This window comes from Streptomyces sp. NPDC005866, from assembly GCF_040629895.1.
Classification (GTDB): domain Bacteria; phylum Actinomycetota; class Actinomycetes; order Streptomycetales; family Streptomycetaceae; genus Streptomyces.
Map to the genome: position 1 here is coordinate 174,403 of NZ_JBEXWP010000017.1, position 19,558 is coordinate 193,960.

Consider the following 19,558-nt stretch of genomic DNA (forward strand, 5'->3'; position numbering starts at 1 on the left):
GGAGGGTATTGGAGATCCTGGCTGACCGGAGCTAAATGATCGTTTGCAGTTAGTGTCCGACCGCATCGGCCCACTGCCCCGTCCCAGCATCCGCAGCTTCTGCGCGCTCGTCAGCTGACTGCGGGCGGGAAGTGCTGCTGCATCAATCATCGGCCGTCGGCTTCGTCGAAGATGCGTTGCAGGGCGTCGACAGCTTGGTGGTGTCCGGCTTCTGAGAGGTCGTTGGCTACCCCTTTGACGATGAATGCTTCGCCAGCATCGATCGCCTTGTGTGCGAGCGCCATCGCGAGGGCGAGGGTGTCGGGCTGCTGCAGCCGAAGCAACAACAGCAGCCGAAGTGGCTGGAGCGTGCCATGATCGCGGGCAGTGAAAGCAAACGCGTCGGCCTTGGCGTGTTCACCTTGCTGCTCGGCCTGCATCATGGGCCCAGTGGTCTCGCCCGCCTCGATCCCTTCCGCCTGCAGGCGGCAGGCCCCTTCCCTGTCGCCTTCGTGATGGTGCAGTCGTACGAGATCTTGGTAGCAGTCTACGAGTCCGGCATCGATCGCCTTGCGGAAGTAGACCTTGGCCTGCGTGAAATTGCCCGCTCGCTCATAGCAGTAGGCCAATCGGGAATAGGCGTAGATATCGCCGCCTTCTGTGGGCCGTGCGATCCTTTCGGTCCACTCGGCGGCCTCATCGAACAGCCCGCCATCGGCAAGCAGGAACACCAGCTCCTGCATGGCGTCGTCGTCACTGGCCTCGGCGCCTTGGCGGAACCATTGCTCGGCTTCCGACCGCTGGCCGAGCTTCAGTTGATGACGCCCGACGCACACGAAGGCATCGGGGTAGCCCTCGTCTGCCAGCTCAAGCCAGAGGGCTGCGGCCCGCTTCGATTCACCAAGTTGTTCGAGACAGTGTGCTTCCTGGCGTCGGTAGATGTAGCGCATGAAGGCATCGCGCTCGAGTTCCCCGGACGCCCGCCGTTCGCCGATCTTTGCCAGCGCGCTTTCCGCGCGGGCCTTCTCAGCTTCCTGTCCCAGCTCGTAGGCGGAGCTGGGATCATACAGGCCGAGGAGATCTGTACCGTCTGAGATCGAAGCAGACACGCGTACACGCCCTCGGTCGTGCGCGGAGCGGGCGAGGGCTCGGCGGTCCTGGTCGGTGTAGGCGTGCTGCAGGGCGGCGTCCCAGAACGGCGTGGGTGGGCAGTCATGACGGAGCTCGTAGCGGCCGACTTCAAAGAGATAGTCGGACAACCGGTAGAGAGGTTGGTCCGGTTGGAGTGCGCCGGGCCGGGGGCGGATCTGACTCAGGGGACCGGGGACGCCCCGGCATGGGGCGGAAAGGTACTCCATTGCGTTCTCGAGCCACCCTGGGGTGCCGTGTTCATTCCACTCATGGTCAGGGGCGAGGGCTGCCGCGGTGGTTTCCAACACACGCGGGGGCAGTGCCAAACCGTGGCCGAGGCGCCGCAGATGCACGGCCGCGATGATGAGGCGCCGGGCCATCGGCGGAGCATGGTCGACGCGCTCCAGAAGGGCTGGCACGCCCGCGAGGTACTGGGTGAACTGCCCGGCATCGGAGTGTTCCGACGCCTCGGCGACGCGCGGGTCTGCCGCTGCTGCCCTGGCCATTGCCGAGGGTTCGCACACGAACTGGTCGGGGATCCGTGCGCTGATGCCAATCCCGGTGAGCAGTGTTCGGGCCTGGGGGTAGATGTCGTGGGAAGGCGCTGGGGCGGTGGTGAGGCGGGCCCAGTCGTCTGGGTGAGCGGTGGCGAGCGCCAGGATGGGACCGCGTTCAGGCGAACGCAGCAGCTCCCGCAGGGCAGCGGCGAGCTGCTCGCCGACGGCATGGTCGCCCGTCATCAGATAGTGCTGGATCTCATTGAGCCACAGCACCGTGCGTGCCCCGACCTCAGGCAGACCCGTCAGCAACCCTTCACTGTGGTTTGGCTCAATCGGATGCCACAACCGCCAGCCACCTGGCAGTAGTTGCACTGCCTCCCAGCAAGCCCGGGTCTTGCCGGTGGAAGAACCACCAATCAAGGTCACTATCGTGCTGTGCCCCTCCTGGACCCGGAGAACCGCCTCACGTAGTAGGGCATCGTGTTCACGCTCCACATACACCGGCAGCACCGGCAGAGAGCTGACTCGGTCACCATCGGGCTCGCCAATTGCCTGATGGACCTCTAGAGCGAAGGGATCTCGGACATCCCGAAGTCGCCAGCCGGGCTGTTCGCGAGCCCCCACTGTCGCCCGGGCCTGGGCCGGTTGCGCGTCCACCTGAGGGCGACGCTCACACCGGTCTAATTCCTGGTCTCCAACAGCCACCCGAGCGAACTTGAATATGGCCACACTCCCCAAGAGCGGCGAGGTGTCGCCCTCAAAGGGGTAGTTGCGTTTCACTCCGGCGTAGAGAGCGAGCCCCCTTTCTGAAATCTCCTCCAGGACGGCGGTGATACTGCGTTGAGCGTCACGGACTGAGGCGCGAGAGTCCTCTAGATCTGACGAGATATCGCTCCAGTCCCGCAGGGTCTGAACGGCACTGTCGATCAGGTCCTGCTCCTCGTCGGTGCAGTCGTCTGGCTCGACGTGCTCGAACCACCCAAGGCAACCGGAGAGGATCGGCCAGAGCTCTCGCCCCGTCTTCATGCAGCTGAGCGGTATGACGTCAAACTCAGGCTCGTCTGACAAGAAGACGTCAATGATCCTGTCGACCTGCTCCCGCCCGAGGTTGCAGATCTCCAAGGCAAGCGTCTTGAGCCCCCAGACCTCGATTGTGACGCTAGGGTGCAAGGGGCGAAGCTCGTTGTCGACGAACTGGTCGACCTCACCCGGCAAGGTGTCGTTGGTGAGGAAGCGCCACACCCTTACGTCTCGGTGCTCTTTAAGGCATCCCTCCAAGTCACCGCGGATCTTCGCCTTGGTCTTGTGGAGGGGTTCATTGCGTGTGGCATGCGCTGCGAAGAACACCCTCGCCTTCGGGCAGTAGCCGTCGTTCTTGGTATCGCCCCTGGGCCCTCCGGGCCGCACCGGTTGGTAGTCGCCGGGGTACAGCTCCAGCCCGAGCCGATCCATGCAGTCCTGGAAGGCGTTGCCTTCCAGGCGGAGGAGTTGGCCCTCAACGACCTTCCGCAGCGAGTTCTGATGCACAGCACCCATTACCGCACAGCGCACCCGTCCTGTGCAGCCAGCTTGCACGGATCAAGTATCGCTGCCCGACGGACGGTTGGTCGCGACCTCCTACGCTGTCAGGCATCCGCGTAATCGATGCTTAGATCTACAAGCGCGCTCGCTCGCCGAAGACCGCTGTTACGGCAGTTGGAAGGTGGGACTACTTATTGGAGTCGGTGAAATCGGCCATCGCTCGTTCGAGCTCGTCATAGCGGAAGTAGCTGTCTTCTTCTTCTAGTTCTCGCACGGTGCTCAGGAAATCCTGCCAAGAACCGTCCCTACGGAGGGGCGTGGCGACCAATGAGAAGAACCTGACGGCAAGTTCGAGCATCCCTGACGCCGTACGGCATTCATGGTTCGCGGCCCAGGCGGAGTGGATGTCGCCAAGTTGTTCCGAGGTCAGGTACGGCGCGCATGCAGGAACCGTCATGCGCGCTGTGGTCTCTGCGCTGCGCCAGCTCTTGGCGTCTTTGAGGATGTCAGCCACGTAGCCAGCCAAGTATGGCCCTGGCCGGTGGCTGATCACTGATGCCTTCTGTGACGCTGACAGGGCCCGGAATTTCGGTTCCAACGAAGGAAGTGCCGTTCGGAGATTCTTGAGCTCTACCAAGCCCAGGACACCTGTTTGATCGACGGTCAACGGGCTATGGTCGTCCGGAAGGTTGATCTGCTCGATGTAGTCCGTGATTTGGCTGCGCATGGCTCCGTCGACCTGGTCCCAGAAGACGTCGAGGTCGCCGAGACGCGCGAGCGCCCGGATCTGGACTTCAAGGGGCTGTTGTCCGAGTCGCCCGATGACGGATTCGATGGCTTGCTGCACCACTGCGCGGTCTCGCTCGGCGAAGGCGCGGAGGCAGGTTGCGTAGCGATCGGCCATGACTGATTTGCTGAGTGCGCCAACACTCGTGAGTTCCAGAAGAGCTTCCTTGGCCGCGAAGGCGACGATGCTGCGCCGGGTGCCGGACTTCACACGGTCGAAGTAGACTTGTGCGATATAGGCGCTGCTGCCAACGAAGGACACCTCTCCCACATGGTCGCGGAAGCGGTCGCGGGCTTTGCGACCCTGGCTTGGTGGATGGATCAACAGTGCCTCTACCGCTGCCGTGAGGTGAGCCCGGGCGTATTCGGTGGTGGGGCTGAAAAGTTCACCGAGAGGGCGCAGCGACGGGTGGGCTGCCAGGTTTCGGTCTTCCTTCAGCCGTTCCAGCTCGCGCTTCTGCACGAAGTCGATGAGATCGAGCTTCTCAGCGACATCGAGGATCGTGTTCTCTACGTCGAGCATCGTGCGGATCGCTTCACGGTCAGGCTTGCCTCGGGCGTCGTCGATCCTCTTCACGACCTGCGCGGCTTCGCCTTCCCCATCCTCGGCGAGCTGGTAGAGCTTGTGGATGAGGTCCGTGCACACTGCTGTCCAAGTCAGGACGATGGATGCGCGCGCAGAGCCTGTCGTGTAGCAGCGGTACGCCTCGGTTACGAGAGGCCTGACCTCTTGATGCCATACCTGGTTGATCTTCAGCTCAAGATCCATCATCGGCATCAGCCCCCATTTAGACACGTTCCGCCGCGACGCCGTGCGAGGCAAAGAGCAGCGTACTGGCGTGGCCCAGCCAACGGTTACACCAGCCTCGCCCTCCTGCGTCACCGCGCCGGGGACGCGGTGGAGGTCCGCACCGCCGGCTCAGATCCGGGATCGGAGGTCTCCCCGATCGTGCGCAGCTGCTTGCCGAGCGAAGGCTGAGCGCCGACGACGAAAACCCGTCGCCTCAGAGGTCGTCGCCGCGGTCGGCGTCGTGGTATGACCCTCGGCTGCGGTGACGCGTGCGCTCTACTGCCGGCGTGGCGCTTTGTGGACTGGGACCTGCCCAACCTGTCCGGGCTGGACATGGAGAGCGCGTGGTCGGTGTGCACGGCTCTGGCTGGACGCGTGGACGCCCTCGCCCAAGAGCTGCTCGGTGCCCAGGTCACGGACACCAAGGGTCAAAATCGCTGACGGATACCGAGCGGTGTCTGTTCACTGGCCGCAGAGCATCGAATTGCAGGGAGGGACAGCGGTGGGCAAAGCGTCCGCAGGGAAGAAGGCAGCCAAGACGGGCGGAACGCGGGACCACACCGTTCCCCAGATGTACTTGCGGCACTTCGCCGAACACCGAGCACGTCGGCAGTACGAACTGCGCGTACGGCGCCTCGACGACCCCGACAAGGCATTCCCGGCGATGACGACCGCGATCGGCGCCGAACGTGGCTTCTACTGGGGTACGACCATCGACGGCGTGCCCCATCACGAATGCGAGGAGTTGTTCACCGCTCTGGAGGGCAATGCCGAGGCCGTCCTCAAGGTGATCCTCGACGACAAGGACTGGGCCCTGACACCGAACTGGCCGCTCACGCCCGAGCAACGCGGCGCTCTTTCCTGGTGGATGGCCGCGCAGATCCTTCGCACGACACGCCAGCGCAAGCGCCTCGCCCATACTCAGCCGCCATCCGCGGAGGCGGCGGATGTCCCTGACGACATCGCCTGGATCACCGCGAACAACCCCCACCTTCGCTACATCGTCGAGAACATCGCTGTCCTGGCGCTCGTGTTGTACAACCGCCCCTGGGGGCTGGGCTTCATCGACATGTGTCTGCTCACCAGCGACGTCCCCGTGGTCGTATGGAACCGTCCCGACGCGGACGATCAGATCCTCGCCGTGGCCCAGAGCGACATCATGCTGCCCCTGGACCCGCACCGGCTCCTGTTCCTTCCCAGCCCGGCTGAGCAGTTGACCGACCCGCGCAAGCGCACGGACCACCTCCTGCACGTTGAGGGTGCCGTCGGCATGGCCCTGGTTGAGGTCGCCTACGATGTGGCGGACCAGTTCGTCGTCCACCATCCCCTCCACGACCCGTGGCTGCACTGGAAGCCGAACAGCCCTCGCCAGCCGAGGCCTTGGGCCGGAGAAGAGCACTCGGCCCCGCAATACGCGATCGAGTATCCGGTGTTGCCGCCGGACCGGAACATCGAGCGCCGCTGGACCATCGAGCATCCGCCGCCCCGCGCCGCGGCTTTGTGACCCGGCTCGTTCCCGTCAGGGGCGAGCGTCCGTGAGTCACAGGGAGATCAGCGTCCGCGCCTCGGCCAACGTCCCGGCATGTTCAACCTGCTGTCGTTGACCTCTCGGCAGACCGAAGCTCCGCCAGCTGTTCCTTTCAGCAAGGCTTTCACCCTCGGGCACTGCTGGCTGTCGGCTCGGTTTCCGGGCTCTCGGTCGGAGTGACCATGGTGGCCTTGGCGTCCTGGGTTCACGCGACTCGGTCAGGGTGGTCAGGCGGCGGCTGATGTGCTGTGGGGAGATCCCAAAGCGGCGTTGCCCTGGTCTGCGATCCGGTCCGCAACGGTGGACAGGGCGTCCGCGTCGAGAATTACGACGATCCCGCCGATGCGGTCGGTGACCCAGTTCGGAGGGGGCCGACCCTCCAGGACGTCGCGCACGTAGTCGGGGACTTCGGCCCGCAGGCCCCGCAGCATGTGCGCAAGGTAGGGCACCGAGAAGTGCCCGTAGTCGTTGGGTACGTCCTTGAAGAGGGTGCCAACGACCGGTGCGGCGCGCTGCATGACTGCTGCACCGGCGAACTGCCCATTCCTGATCCGCTGGACCGGCCGGAGAAGTTCCTTCGCTACACGGCGAGAACCCTTCTGCGGCTGCCGCAGGAAGCGATCGAGGTCTTCGGCCAGCTCGCGTGTGAGGGGCACGATCGGCGTGTCAAGCCCGTCAGGGCTCGCGATGTCCTCAACGGGGACGGCATCGTGGAAGGCGGCTATCCCCGAGTCCTTCCCCTTGAGATTGACAGCAGTCTCCGCCACCAGGGCGGAGACGGTGGACACGCCAACCCGGTCACGCTCCTTGCAAGGAACGTCGTCGTGAGCGAGGTCGCATTCCAGCGTCGCTCGGTACTCCGAGTCGCCGCAGTACAGGACGTAGGCCGCTGGGACGTGGAAGCTATTCGCCGCCTTGATCAGCTTTGATATCTGAGTTCGATCGTCGCTCTGTGTCTTGTAGGTGAAGTCGATGCTCCAGCGTTTGCCGTGCGGCTTCATGATCTTCGCCTGGGCCAGGAGCCCGTAGCTGGTGCCGTCCCGGTCCACCACCCACCACCACAGCCAGTCGGCTCCGTTCTCCTTCTCCTCGTCAGCCGTGCACTCGATGAACCGGATGCGCGGGCTTGCGGTGGACAGGAGCACTTGGGTCGCCGCGACCTCACGAAACATCCCACCGGAGTCCAGCATCCCCGCCATCAGGTGATCGACAGCAATCCGGCCCTGCCGGAGTGCCTCGTAGGGGCTGGTCTCATGAACGGGCAAGCTGCTCAATGTGGGTACCTCTCTCGGCCACTTGGGATGGTTCTCATCCCTCTGTCCCGTGGCCGTCACCCGAGCGCTTAAGGCAGGCATGCCGCTAATCGGCTACAGAGAGCTGACTGTCAGATAGCGGCAGCGATACGAGAACAGGGCCAGGCAGGTCAGCGTCGCTTACCCAGACCGGGCAGCCCGCCTTGCACCGTCCGAACGCTGGTTGAACGCTCGTCCACGACGAGCCGTTCTGGCTGGTGAACTGACGCCGGCTGTGGCCGAAGTGGTGGAAGCCGAACCGGTTCTCCGCCCTGGCCGACTGTCACGAAGGTGCCTGATGTTGAGCACACAGTGACCTTGCCTGGGACCTGATGAGAATAGAGGCGACCTGTCCGACCGTTGACTTTCGTGGTGGCGCCACAGTCGGCACACTCATACTTGACCGAGTCCGGATTGCGCATGCTAGCCCTCCCCGTCGCCGTACCTGAGGGCGGGCTACGGCGTTGGGACAATGGTGCCCTGTTCCATGCAGGCTGGGCTAGCGAACGCCGGGAAGTGGGCTGCCAATCCTACGAAGTTCGGCTTGATTGAGGGGCCCTGAACGTTCGGCGGAAAAACGCAGCGACCTGATGATGCGTCAATCTGTTTGCCGTTTGAGTGCTCATGGAACAGGCGCCGACAGCGGCCCAACAACGCTGTGTCATGCAGGAGACGTGCCTCGACACTGCTCGGATTGAGGCCGCTCGCTGGGCGTGTGACTCGATTCTTCGGCGGTTCGTACGGACCGGCGGCAGTCCTGGCGGAGCACCTCGCGCAGGGCGGCGTACTTCTCATCGTCGGGGAGTTCGCGGGCAAGAGTGCAGCGGACGCGGGGGCTGGCGTCGGCCGCGAGGTGGTCGACGAGGTGGGCTGTTGTTGCTGTCTGGTCGGTGGTGCACCAGATGTGGGCGGCCAGGGCACGGATCCAGGGTGAGGGGTGCCCGGCTAGTACGGGGAGCGGCAGGAGGTGCTGGCTGTACGGCAGTTGAGCGAGGGCCTCCACGATGAGACTCTCCGCCGGGCCGTCTGGCTGGGCAAGGAGTGGAAGGGCGATTTCGATGATCTCTTCTGTGTTGCTGGGGGTCTGGGCCATGTGGCCTGCCGCGCTCAGGCCGTGGTAGCGGAGGGTGGTGGTCCCCATGTCCAGCTGGAAACGGTCGTAGGTGTGCGTAGCGTTGAGTTCGTCTCGGGCGCTGCCGTCGAGGCGTCCCCGGGCGGCGTCCAACGCGATGTCGAGATGGCGGGCACGCTGTTCGGGCGAAAGGTAGGCGGTGAGGATGTTGAGGGCGTCGAGTGCCTCTTGGCGCTGTTGAGCAGTGTGGTGGTGACTCCGGACTCTTTGAGCGAGAGCGTCGGCATAGGACTCGCGATCGGCCGTGGGCAGGAGTCGGCCGATGAGGAAGGCAGCCTGAGAGGGCGAGGCATCAAGGTTCGGATCGGTTTCGGCCTGTCGGCCGAGGCCGCGGGTGAGCAGCTTCTGAGCCAGCGGCCGGGCGCTGTCGGCGGGAGCGTTGGCCAGAAGGAGCACCAGGGCAGCCTCAGTGCTGCCGCCGGCCGCCGCCGCGGTGCACCGTTCGCTAACCACCGAGGGCTGGAGACGGAGCGCATCTTCGCCGCGGCCGAGGATCACGTTGGCGGCGAACGCATCCGTCAAGAGGATCTGGCACATCCGGTCGACGGCTTCCACACGTTGCGGACCGGGGTGGCGGATGGCGATACGGATGAGCGCTTGGGCGTAGTCCTGCTCCGCACCGCGGTGGCGGCGCCGGGGACCGGTAGGTACCAGACCCGTAAGGTCGAGGAAGCGCTGTGCCTGCTGTGTGTCGGCAGCGTCGGCAAGGCCAGCGAAGGCACTGAAGGCGGCTCGACGCACATTGCGGGTGCCAAAAGGAACTTCGTGGTCATCGGCGATCTCGGAAAGGGTGACGTCAACCCAGGCCCGTGCCTGCTCGTCGGGGAGCAGGTCTGCCGTAGCACGCACTGCGGTAAGCGCGCTGTGCCGTCTCCATCGAGGGTGGGCAGTCCAGTTGTCGGCAACCTGGAAGTGGAACGGCTCCTCGGGCAGCCGGGCGTCGAGAGCGTTGAGGAGTTCGTGGGAGCCGGCGGCGACGAAGTGGTCGATGGCGGCAGTAATCTCGCCGTGATCCAGGTGGAAGCGTCCAAGTAGTTCGCGGGCCTCGTGTTCCTCCAGCCAGCTCGCCGTCGCGACAGCCTGCCGGAGGTACTGGGCGAGGGCTTGCAGAGTCTCGGCTGGCCGAGCGTGATTCGCAACTCGTCCCAGAGCGCGTTCGCGGGCCGAGAAGGGCTCGGGCAGGACACTGCCGCCGCCCGCGGCACGCAGTGCGGTGGCGGTGGGGTAGGCGTCACTGATTCGTGTGGCTTGCAGGCCGTAACGGATCCGCACGAGGTTGTGGGCCTCGGTCCATGCCGCAGCGTCTTCATGATTACGCTGCTGAACGGCACGCTCGATGGCATCGTCGTATCGGTCCAGAGCGTCTTGGGCCTGCCCGGCGTCGGCCAGATACCGGGCGTGGCGCGCGAGAAGCAGCGCCGTGAGCGACGGGGGATACTCGGATCGAGCGGAGCGGGCGAGAGCGGTCCACATGGCGCCGGACTGGTCGGCGTCAGCCAGGCAGGCCAGCAGCCGAGCCCGCCATATCTGATCACCTTGTTCTGTCGAGGCGGAGAGTTCGGCCAAGCCCTCAACCCGCGACCGCAGCAGGTCTGTCCGGTCCGTAGCGGCAGCGTGCTCGGCGAACCAGGTGACGGCCATCAGACAGTGCGGGTCACTGATCTGGAGGGCGTCGATGCTGGCGGTGATGTCATCCAGGGTCACTTCGTGGTGGTACTCGAAGGCAGCGAGGTCGCCGAGGGCATTGGCCGCGCGGATGAGCTCGTCAGGGGCCTCGATCTGCTCGTTGACGAGTCGGCGGACAACCGACATCGCACGCCAGACGTCGCCCATGGGTAGCGCGGCGGCCAGGACGCTCACGTCGGCGGCCACGCCCTGCGCGTGGTCACCGGCATCGTGGTGGGCCTTGGCCTGCCGTTGGCGAAGGGAGAGGGCGAGCGGAGCCCACACGGAGGTCTCCAGCGCATCCGCGATGTGCGCATAGAGTCGGGCCGCGGAAGCGGGGTCGGCGGTCTCCAGCCTCTGGGCTTCCTGAAGGTTCGGGGCCAGCCCGAGGTGGGCGACCGGGCCTCGGATCAGGGCATCAGGTTCGACTTCAACCTGTTGCACTTCTGCGCCAAGTGAAGAGAAGCGGGGTTTGAGCCGGGCCGCCAGCTCTCGACGCAGCATGGCTTCGGTGACCTGAGCGGCAGTCGGGGCCCAGCCGCCGACAAGATGCTCGATGCGGCTCAGGACCTGTTCCGCCGCCCCTGCGGTGTCCTCAGCAGCCTCACTGCGGAGGCTGCTGACCGCCTGGGTGTAGTCCCGCTCGTCGCCGTCCTCCAGACGAAGGTGATGAACCCTCAGGGCAGACAGCAAACGCCAGGTCAACTCCCGTGCTGGAACACCGTGCGTTTCGATACCGTGGGACACGGCCTCAGCCACAACTTGGTCCAACTGATCCAGCCTCGCCCGCATCTTGCTGTTCGTGGGGCCCGAGCGAGAAGCCTCCTCGCGGAACTCTTCTGGTCCCCGTCCCGAAGCGATACCGGCGAGCCTGGCTACCTCGTGGCCATGGATATTTCGGTCGGTGACCGCGAGTGCAAGCCGGTAGCGGCCCGCCTGGATCTCGCCCCAGTGCTCGGTGACTTCGCGCAGGTAAGTGCCGATCAACGCCACTGCCGCGTTGCTGGACGGCACGACGTTGGGGTCGCGCCGGACGCCGATGGCTACCCGAAACTCTTCACCGTCTTGTCGCGGCCGTGCGGTGATCAGAATGTCGTCGACCTTGCTGAACTGGCTCGCCTGGAGCTTGATCTCCACCGGTACGAGCACTGGGTCGCCGAGCTCTTCCAGAGGATCACCGGTCAGCAGAGAGGTGAGGAGAACGGCGGCGTAGCGGTGCTCCAGCACCGTTCCTCCACCGCCAGATGCATACGGCGAGCCTTCCGCAGCAGCAGCTGTGTCATCTCTCGGGACCACCAGCTCAGATTAGCCCTCGACGGTCTTTCGACGCTGCTGGTGCAGCCCACGGTGCGGCTAGTGTTCACGCAGCGTCACGGTGTCGAGATGGCGACGCTCATCCCCCGCGGGCTCCACCATTTGGGGTCAGCGTCGCTAGAGCCGTTGCCTTCACGGCCGCGTACGGTGTGCATCGAAGGACCGCTCGTATCCACCTGAATGCGGTGGGTGGTGCAGCGTTCGCTGCACCACCCTGGATTGAGCGGCATCGAGTAGGACCCGACAGGATCGAATCGGGGGCATAAATCGGGCACCTTGGTAAAGCAGCAGGTGAGAAGCATCACCTGGATAGGTTCGAGTCCTCACTCCCCAGAGCGCCGCAGCCCTGAGGGCCTGTCATCGTCAGCGGCGGACCGGCGCGCCGACCGCCAGTTGCCGCTTAGCGCACGCAGGCTAAGTCAGAAGTGCGGCGCTATCACAATGGTTCCCGGATGTCCCGTAAGCAGATACTTCAGGAGTCCCTTGTGCGGGTGTAGGTACAGCTCCCGGGTGCTCGCCGTCCGTCCGTGATCCGTCATAGTCCCGTGGCGATCTTCTCGAGTACCAAAGGCAGAGTCTCCAAGACTGTGTCATAAAGCGTCTCGTGTTCGCAGCCAGCGCCACCGTGAGCGACGATTTCGGCCGCCAATGCACGCAGCGCCGGTGGTCCGCTCGCCGCCATCTTCCGGGCCAGAGCGAGATTCTGCGCCAGCTTTTCCGGCTTTTGCCGGTATTTTGTGGCGCTCCGGTACACCTCGACGTCCATGCCCACAGGAGTGATGGGCCGCCCCACACGCTCACTGAGATTCGCGATGATCTGGATCCCATGAGCATCAAGATCCTGCCAGGATGCCACCGGTAGTGGCGCCATGACTTGGAGGAACTCGGCCAGGCCGTGTGTCGCATATCCAGCACCCCAGACGCAGAGCCACTGATCCGCAATCCCGGGGGTGTTGCACACCTCGGTGAAGGCCTCCTGATTTTCCACCAGAAGCACCCCCACAGCGGAACAGTCGACCATGCCCAGGCTGAGCAGTCCTCTGGCCGGCAGCCCAAGCCAGGGCCTACAGGCTGCGGTGTCCGCGATGACGTTGTCCACGCGCCACTGCAGCGGTCCCCGCATCCGCAATTCGGTGTCGCTGCCTTCGACCGCCTGGTCGAAGGGCATGCCGATGAGGTTCGCAAATGCCTGACGGCGTGGGGGAGTCCAGCCGTACTTGGTGTCCTGCATGCTCGTGCCGATCAGAGACTTCGCCTTCATCGGCGTTGATCGTGGCTGCGCACACCACCACACCGCGGAAGACTTCACCGCCACCTCGTACACACCCCAGTCTTCGGTGCCGCTGGCGCTGTCCCTGGGGACCTTCAGTGTGCGGCCGGGGGGCGTCGCCGCCAACCGCTCATGCTCTTCTGCCAGTTGAGGGATTACCTTCATCGCCTGCAAGAGTTCGGCGTGCAGGCGCAGAGGATCAGGATGCCCGCGCAACTGCGCAAGTTTGTCCTCCCGCAAATCTGCCCAGGACTGTGTCAGCCGCCACCCCTGAGGCACAAAACCCGTGCCCTGCACGACCTGGCAACGCACCACGACCGCCCCACACAGGATCAGGGAGACCGCGGTGCGCCACGCGGCTTGGGCGCCAAACTCCCGCTCGATGGTGGGCCACCGCTTGAACGTGCCGGTGGAGAGAACCTTCTTCAAGAGCCTGTCCGGCATTCCCTCAGGGGGTGCGTATGCCGTGACGGGGCCGGCCGCCACCAGGTCGGCTACCTGGGGCTTCACCCGCCGCTTCTGGTCCAGGGGGACGCGGTGCAGCACCTCGTCGCCGTGTTTGTGCTTGCGAGGCACAGTCACGGCCAGGACTCCGGCGGGCAGGTCACGCAGCGGGACCTCGACACGCCCGTGGGCCTCACCGAGCAGCAGAGGAGGCTGGGGGACAGAGGCAGACTCAGACATGCGCCCGTCCAGCGGTCAGCCAGTCAAGCGTCAGCTCCACGCGCTGACCTTGAGGGTCATAGCCCCAAAATGCGGTGGGCTGGTTGTAGGCGTCGGAGGAAGAAGCGTGGGTGAACCACAACAGCTCGTCGCACACATCGGCTGCGTCCACTAGAACGCTGTCCTGGCACGTCCCCAGGATGCTCAGCTCCCGCTGCCGAGCCACTTCCCGCAGAGCGGCGAGCATGTCCTTGCGATTGACCTCACCGAGACTGTTGCCCAGCTCATCCAGGATGAGAACGCGGCCCCGCGGCTCGTCGTCAGCGAGCAGCGCAGCCAACACCAACTGGATGGCGAACACCTTGACCTGCGCACCATTGGCATTGGTTTGGTACGAGACATAGTCGCCGCGGGCAGACCGTTTCCAGCACGGGGTCACCTCCCAGCGCCAGGGCCGGGCCCCCTCGGGCCGCACGCTCTCCACCTCCAGCTTGGCGCCGTAGCCACCGCGCTGGCGATCCAGCTGGTAAAAGGAGTCACTGATCTGATGGAGCAGGCCGTCGATATGGCGCTCGATCATGTCCTGCAGCGTCTCAAGCGTCCGAGCGCTGGTCGCGGCCTCCTTCTCGAGATCGGCCAGTTGCGTCTCCCACTCGGCCTGCCGGGCCGCAATCTGTGTGGCCGCAACCGTGTCCCTCTCGACGTAGCCAGCTAGCCTGATCCGCAACGGCCCGGCCAGATCATCGAGCCCGATTCGAGGAATCGCACCGGCCTCGTCCTGCGCGAATTCGGCCCGAAGCTCGCTGGCGCGGCGCAGATCTTCAACGGCGTCGTTAGCGACGTCGTCAGGCAGACCGTACTGTTCGTAGGCAATGCGCAAGGACTCCTCGACCTCGCGCCGCAGCCGTCCGGGCCTGGGCAGGGACATAGTTGTCGCGTCCACCCCAAGAAGATCAGCGGCATCCTCGGCGCTGCCACCCCACAGACTCAGCCACGCCGGACACGCCACCTGAGAACGTGCACGCTCCAACTGCGCGATCTCCTTCAACTGAGCGGCGTGGATCTCGGCTTGCCTCTTCACCGCCTCCTGCGCAGCGGAGACCTGATGCGTATGCGTGGCCAATGCGATCACAGCCTGCTGATGCAACTTCTCGAGGTCGTCCTCCACGCCGACGGCCTCCGTGATCTTGCAATCGGCTTCCGCTATGGCGCGCCCTAGAGCCTTCTCCCGCTCCCTCAGACCGGCATGCTCGTGTGCTGCAGCCGCAGCATCACGCTCCATTTCGGCAAGCTCGCACTCGCCCTGCACGCCCGCGAGGTCCTTCCAGGCCTTGGCGCAAACGCGCTCGCACTCCTCAACCTCGGCCTTCGCTAGAGCGAGGCGAGCAGCCCGGCCGGCAACCGGTGCCTCGAACCCACCCACTACCGCAGTCGACAAAGCAGGATCGTAGGCCGCCAACGGGTCCACCAACGATGTCATCCGCTCCTCGAGGGTGCGCAGAAAGCCGATCACTCGTACCCGACCAGAAATCCCGGCTGGCCACTGCCTGGTCTCACCAGCAGGATCGTCCGCCGCAATGACCTGCGCACCCGGCACACCCTGCAAGGCCACGCGCGCCGACTCCGCCTCGGCCGCATCCACCACCACAGCATCACGCCAGGGCCACAGCCGCGGCTCCCACACGGCACGAACTGCCTCCCCCAGCTGCAGCTGATCCATGAGACCCACTGCACCCGTCATGCCACGTTCATCGAGCACCGCGAGACTCCGCCCAGCACCCCCGCCGCGCCCGCGCTCCACCTCCTCCACACGCCGGCGGGCCTCATCAACAGCACTACGCGCACTATCCGCGAGCCGGCGCGCGCCGTAGACACGCTCCTGTACCTCCACGAGTGCCTTCTCAGTGTCCGGGAGACTCGTACCGCGCCAAAGGGAAGCCTTCGGCCGCAAGACGGTCAAACGCTGACGAACCCCAGCCAGCTCCGTGGCTGCCGATGTCCGGTCCGTACGGAACCCCTCGGTGACCTGCCGCGCATCCATCCACCGCTGGTGCGCAACCGCGCTCTTGTCCGCGAGCCCGGTCGCCGCCTTCAGCTCTCCCAAACGCGCACGACGCTGCGCAACCAGTTCCTGAGTCCTGTCAGCTTCCGCCTGCTTCCCCGACAGATCCGCGGCCAGCTTCCGGTCATCACGCACGGCCACCAGACACGAGGTGGCAACGAAACGCTGCCAGACCTGCCGAGCCTCCTCGAGAGCGGCACGTGCTGCAGCACGAGCCTGTACCCCTCTCATCACCACCTGGTTCTCAGCGTCCTCAAGGGCATGCTGTTTGCGAACCTCCTCGAGTTCCCGAGCATGCTTCAAAGCCGCGCCCCGGCGGTCAGACTCTTCTTCCACCAGGTGTGTCATCCCAGACAAGCCAATTAGCGCCTCTCCGATGGAGGCCGGCTTCATGGCTGTCAGTTGCTGATCCAGAAGTGAAGGAACCGCTGGACGCAGCGAGGTGTCCAGGTACGACAGGCAGCGCGGCGCATTTCCATACAATTCCTCAGCCATGCGAGGAGCCGATAACAGTCGTGAGGGGCTCAAGCCTTTCCAGAGTTCGTCCGCCTGCACCGCCCGTTCGGCATCCGTCGCCGCATCAGCGACGTAGACCCCCTCGGTCCAGTTCGCCTGGATGTAAGGAGCAGACGTTCCGACCCGCACCCATACCGTCAGCGCATCGTCAGCCAAGTCCTCACCCTCCCCGGCGAAGACCCCCACTACGTAGCCGTGCGTCGCTGGCGCCATTTCCCAGGCGCTGTCGACCCCTGCAGCCTCCGGCCGGAACAGGATCCCGCTCGCATCGCGACCGAAAGTCGACTCGAACCGCCACTGCGGATCCCCCAACAGCAAAGTGACCGCGATGAGAAAGGAAGTCTTGCCCGAGCCGTTCGAGTCCTCCTTGGGTCCCACGCCGGACACCGCGACAAACGTCTTGGGAATCAGCGCCACCGCGTGGGTAGTCAGTCGCGCGATGTCGAACGTCTGCATCGCCGCAAGATGACGCTTGCCCACCACACCCCGATGCTCAGGGAGCTTGGGCAGTCCATCAGCCAACTCGCCGTCCACCGTTCATCCTCCGCTCGACTCGGAACTCTGCGCATTACGGCGACCTCGAAGGCGCAGGATCGACTCCGCCAGAGCCCCGCCGGGCTCGGCCAACAAGACCAGCCGCTCGAGAAGCGCCGTCTGGGAATTCTCAGTCAAACGAAGAACCTGACTCCCCAGCACCACGCCCGACCCCTTGAACCGCACCAGATCAGCAGTCGCCAGCCTCGCCAAAGCGTCGTCCACGACACCATCAGGAACGGCAGAGTCCTTGAGCCGATCACGGCCTACCGGCACTCCATCCGACCACAACGTCTGCCCGAGGATGCCGCCACGAGAGCGAGGAATCGCAACACTGAACAGGAACACCAGCGCCAGCACCGCACGGTCCTCCGGCGGAAGCACGCCGATACCCTCATCAGCAAGACGAGCACGAATCGCATCGTCATAGCCGGACACGAACCCCTCACCCACAGCAAGAAGCACTCGCCCGGAAGCAGCCAACATCTCCTCCACCACACGCCGCAGCGGCACCTCCGCCAACGCGCGGAAGCTCGACGCGGGTACCGGCCACCGCGCCGTCTCCACAGCACACACCGCCGCCCGCACATCCGCCTGCCGATGCTCGGACAGGGCGTCGTACAACTCCCGCCCCACGCTTACTCCTTCACCGGGCAGGGCAGACAGCCATAGCCACGCCGCAACTCGGCGACGTCCCGCTCGCTCCAGGCAGCCACCATGGGCCCCAACCGGACCAGCCCATCGCCGCGATCGCCAGCCAGATATCCGAAGGCACGCAACTCACGAAGAGCTCTCCGATAGGCAGCCGTCTGCCCGCCCTGAACGGACTCGCCCGGCACCCACTCCGAACCGGGCACTGCACACGCGGCAATGACCTCTCTGTCGGCCACAGCACCCCCCGGATACGGCATCCGAGAAGGATCAGACCAGCACAGACGCAGTGCAGCGCCCAGAACCAAGAGCTGAGACGAGGTAGCACCACGATGCGTATCTGGATCAGTGAGCACCCCGCTGACCGGTTCGACATCCAACCCCCAGCGCACCAGGACAGCGCTGGTGCCTTCAGGGCCGACCACACCCACCGCACGTAACTCAACGTCTGACACGGCCTGGCGCAAGACGACTGCATCGCCCTCATCTGCCACAATCCGCCCAGCCCTGGCCCTTGCCAGCCAGTACGCTCCTTCATTCACGGCGAGTCCTCCTGATCAACGGACTCGCCGGCAACGCCAGAAGCATCATGCGGGAGGCGGTACACGGAAAGTGGAGTTGCGTATGTGACAGGCCCGTCCGACGAGACGGCCAAGGCCTTGCTCACCTCCACGAAGTACGGCACTGAAGGATCTGCCGAGGCGTGCAACAAATCCACCACTGCAGAGATCGCTGCAGGCCACTGCAGAGCCTGCAAAGAAGACGTCAGCTCAGCCTCCTGGCCGCCTTTGAGCCAGAACTGCATAGACGCCTCGCGGCGTCGGCGCAGCATTTTCGCCTTCTCCCGGGCCACCTCTACTGGATCGGGGCCCGGCGCCAACGCCGCCGGCCGCGGCGGCCTTCTCCGTGGAGCCGATGGCCGCCGTTCTGCCGCTGCTGTCAGTACCTGTGCTGCAGTTATCTGCACACTTGCCGGATCGAAAACCGTAGCTGCGAACACCTCGGCCAACGCATCGAGCGAGGAGCGACGGGCAGCAGTCACATACTGCTCGGGCAGGAGCATACTGAAGTCCCGCTTAGAACCTGCCTGTTGCAAGAGCCGTTCATGGAACTCATCGACAGCAGCCGAATACCGCAGTGCCGCCTCAATCAGCCGCGTGCCTGCTGACCTCAGTGACGGAAATTGAACTCTCACCGCCCCGACCAGCTGCCGGGCGTGATCCAGCAGAGCATCCTTGGAACGATGATGACGGCGCTCCGCGATCAATTCCTCAATCGCCCTGGATCGCACTAGCAACAGCAAGTGAGAGGTGTTGATGACGAGTTCGTGGCGTGCCTGCCGAAGACGAGTGGCCAACTGTCCCTCATCGAGCAGGCCTTGCTGCAAGTGGTCATGGGTCCGTCCCAGCAGCGTCACGATCTCCTCAACGCCACCGTCCTCTGCAAGCCGCTCAAACACCAACAGGCCTGCACCGCTAGTGGGGTTGAACACGTAGCGAGCCTCGTGAGGCTTGTCGCGAGGCCCCCGCAGCATGTCCATCGCCACGAAGACGTTGAACCGCGCCTCAAAAGTCTCCCCCGAAGCTATGTGAGCGCAGGCCGCCGCAATCTCAGAACGAGACAGCCCCTTGTCCGAGGCGGCCTCACCGAACGCAGCATGGATGGCCTCTGCAAGCCGCAGAGACAGATCGTCTTCCACCAAAGCAGCCCGTGCCGCCACCGGGGCCACAAAGGGGCGAACGTAGTCCAGCTGCCCCGCACCAGCTCCCTCATCTAGCTCAGCGAACAAGTCTCCCTGACTAGAAGCACCTTCATCAGCAGGCAACAAGCCCCCAGGCATACCCTGCGCCCCCCACGGCACGTGAGTTCAAGGACTAGAAGCTATCGATCCAGAACGACACGTGTAGTCACAATGAAGCTTTTCCTCGCCGAGGTGATGAACCGCACAAGCTGCCGCGGGCGGAGGCACGGTGAGGTGTAGGGACTGTAAGGGGCCGCGGTGGCGCTGGGCGGGTACTACCTTGCGGTGGTGGGCGCCCGACGTGAGCGGGTAGGTCACCGTCGACCTCGACGGCGTCCTCTAGGGCTGGCCGCGGGGGACGCGGCTGATCGTCCGCAAGGAACGGCCGGTGCGCCGTGAGGCGCTGGTGATTCGAACGGAGGTGGGAGACCTTCGTCGCTGATCCTGTCGCAGCAGGACGGTGGAGCTGAGGGCAGTCTGATC

The 19,558-nt window shown here is 64.8% G+C and carries 9 protein-coding genes; 1 reads left to right on the forward strand and 8 read right to left on the reverse strand.

Going from position 1 to position 19,558, the window contains the following annotated elements:
• Positions 1-146: 146 nt before the first annotated feature.
• Together ABZ396_RS24925 and ABZ396_RS24930 are read right to left on the reverse strand one after the other, a co-directional pair.
• Complete coding sequence (locus ABZ396_RS24925; protein ID WP_358918876.1) at positions 147-3,137, reverse strand: hypothetical protein; 2,991 nt, start codon at positions 3,135-3,137, stop codon at positions 147-149.
• A 181-nt stretch (positions 3,138-3,318) separates the two neighbouring features.
• Positions 3,319-4,695 carry a hypothetical protein gene (locus tag ABZ396_RS24930; protein ID WP_358918878.1) on the reverse strand — a complete coding sequence of 459 codons (1,377 nt, stop codon included), beginning with the start codon at positions 4,693-4,695 and terminating at the stop codon, positions 3,319-3,321.
• A 514-nt stretch (positions 4,696-5,209) separates the two neighbouring features.
• Here ABZ396_RS24930 and ABZ396_RS24935 point away from each other — a divergent pair.
• A complete protein-coding gene (locus ABZ396_RS24935) occupies positions 5,210-6,211 on the forward strand; it encodes a DUF4238 domain-containing protein (protein ID WP_358918880.1) in 1,002 nt (333 codons plus the stop codon).
• A 251-nt stretch (positions 6,212-6,462) separates the two neighbouring features.
• On the opposite strand, the gene ABZ396_RS24940 is transcribed toward ABZ396_RS24935, so the two are convergent.
• From ABZ396_RS24940 to ABZ396_RS24965, 6 genes are all read right to left on the reverse strand, one after another.
• Positions 6,463-7,509 (reverse strand): hypothetical protein, encoded by a 1,047-nt coding sequence (locus tag ABZ396_RS24940; protein WP_358918881.1) that lies wholly within the window; start codon positions 7,507-7,509, stop codon positions 6,463-6,465.
• A gap of 679 nt (positions 7,510-8,188) precedes the next feature.
• The gene (locus ABZ396_RS24945; RefSeq protein ID WP_358918882.1) at positions 8,189-11,551 is read right to left on the reverse strand and encodes a hypothetical protein; all 3,363 of its coding nucleotides are present in this window, start codon (positions 11,549-11,551) and stop codon (positions 8,189-8,191) included.
• Positions 11,552-12,173: 622 nt separating this feature from the next.
• On the reverse strand, positions 12,174-13,490 hold the full coding sequence (locus ABZ396_RS24950) for a Wadjet anti-phage system protein JetD domain-containing protein (protein WP_358918884.1): 1,317 nt from the start codon (positions 13,488-13,490) through the stop codon (positions 12,174-12,176).
• Between the two features lie 94 nt (positions 13,491-13,584).
• Entirely contained in the window at positions 13,585-16,683 is a 3,099-nt protein-coding gene (locus tag ABZ396_RS24955; protein WP_358918886.1) for a hypothetical protein, read from the reverse strand.
• 3 nt (positions 16,684-16,686) lie between these two features.
• Positions 16,687-17,319, reverse strand: coding sequence for a hypothetical protein (locus ABZ396_RS24960; protein ID WP_358918888.1), 633 nt, complete (start codon positions 17,317-17,319; stop codon positions 16,687-16,689).
• Positions 17,320-17,872: 553 nt separating this feature from the next.
• The gene (locus ABZ396_RS24965) at positions 17,873-19,033 is read right to left on the reverse strand and encodes a hypothetical protein (RefSeq protein ID WP_358918890.1); all 1,161 of its coding nucleotides are present in this window, start codon (positions 19,031-19,033) and stop codon (positions 17,873-17,875) included.
• Positions 19,034-19,558: the final 525 nt, after the last annotated feature.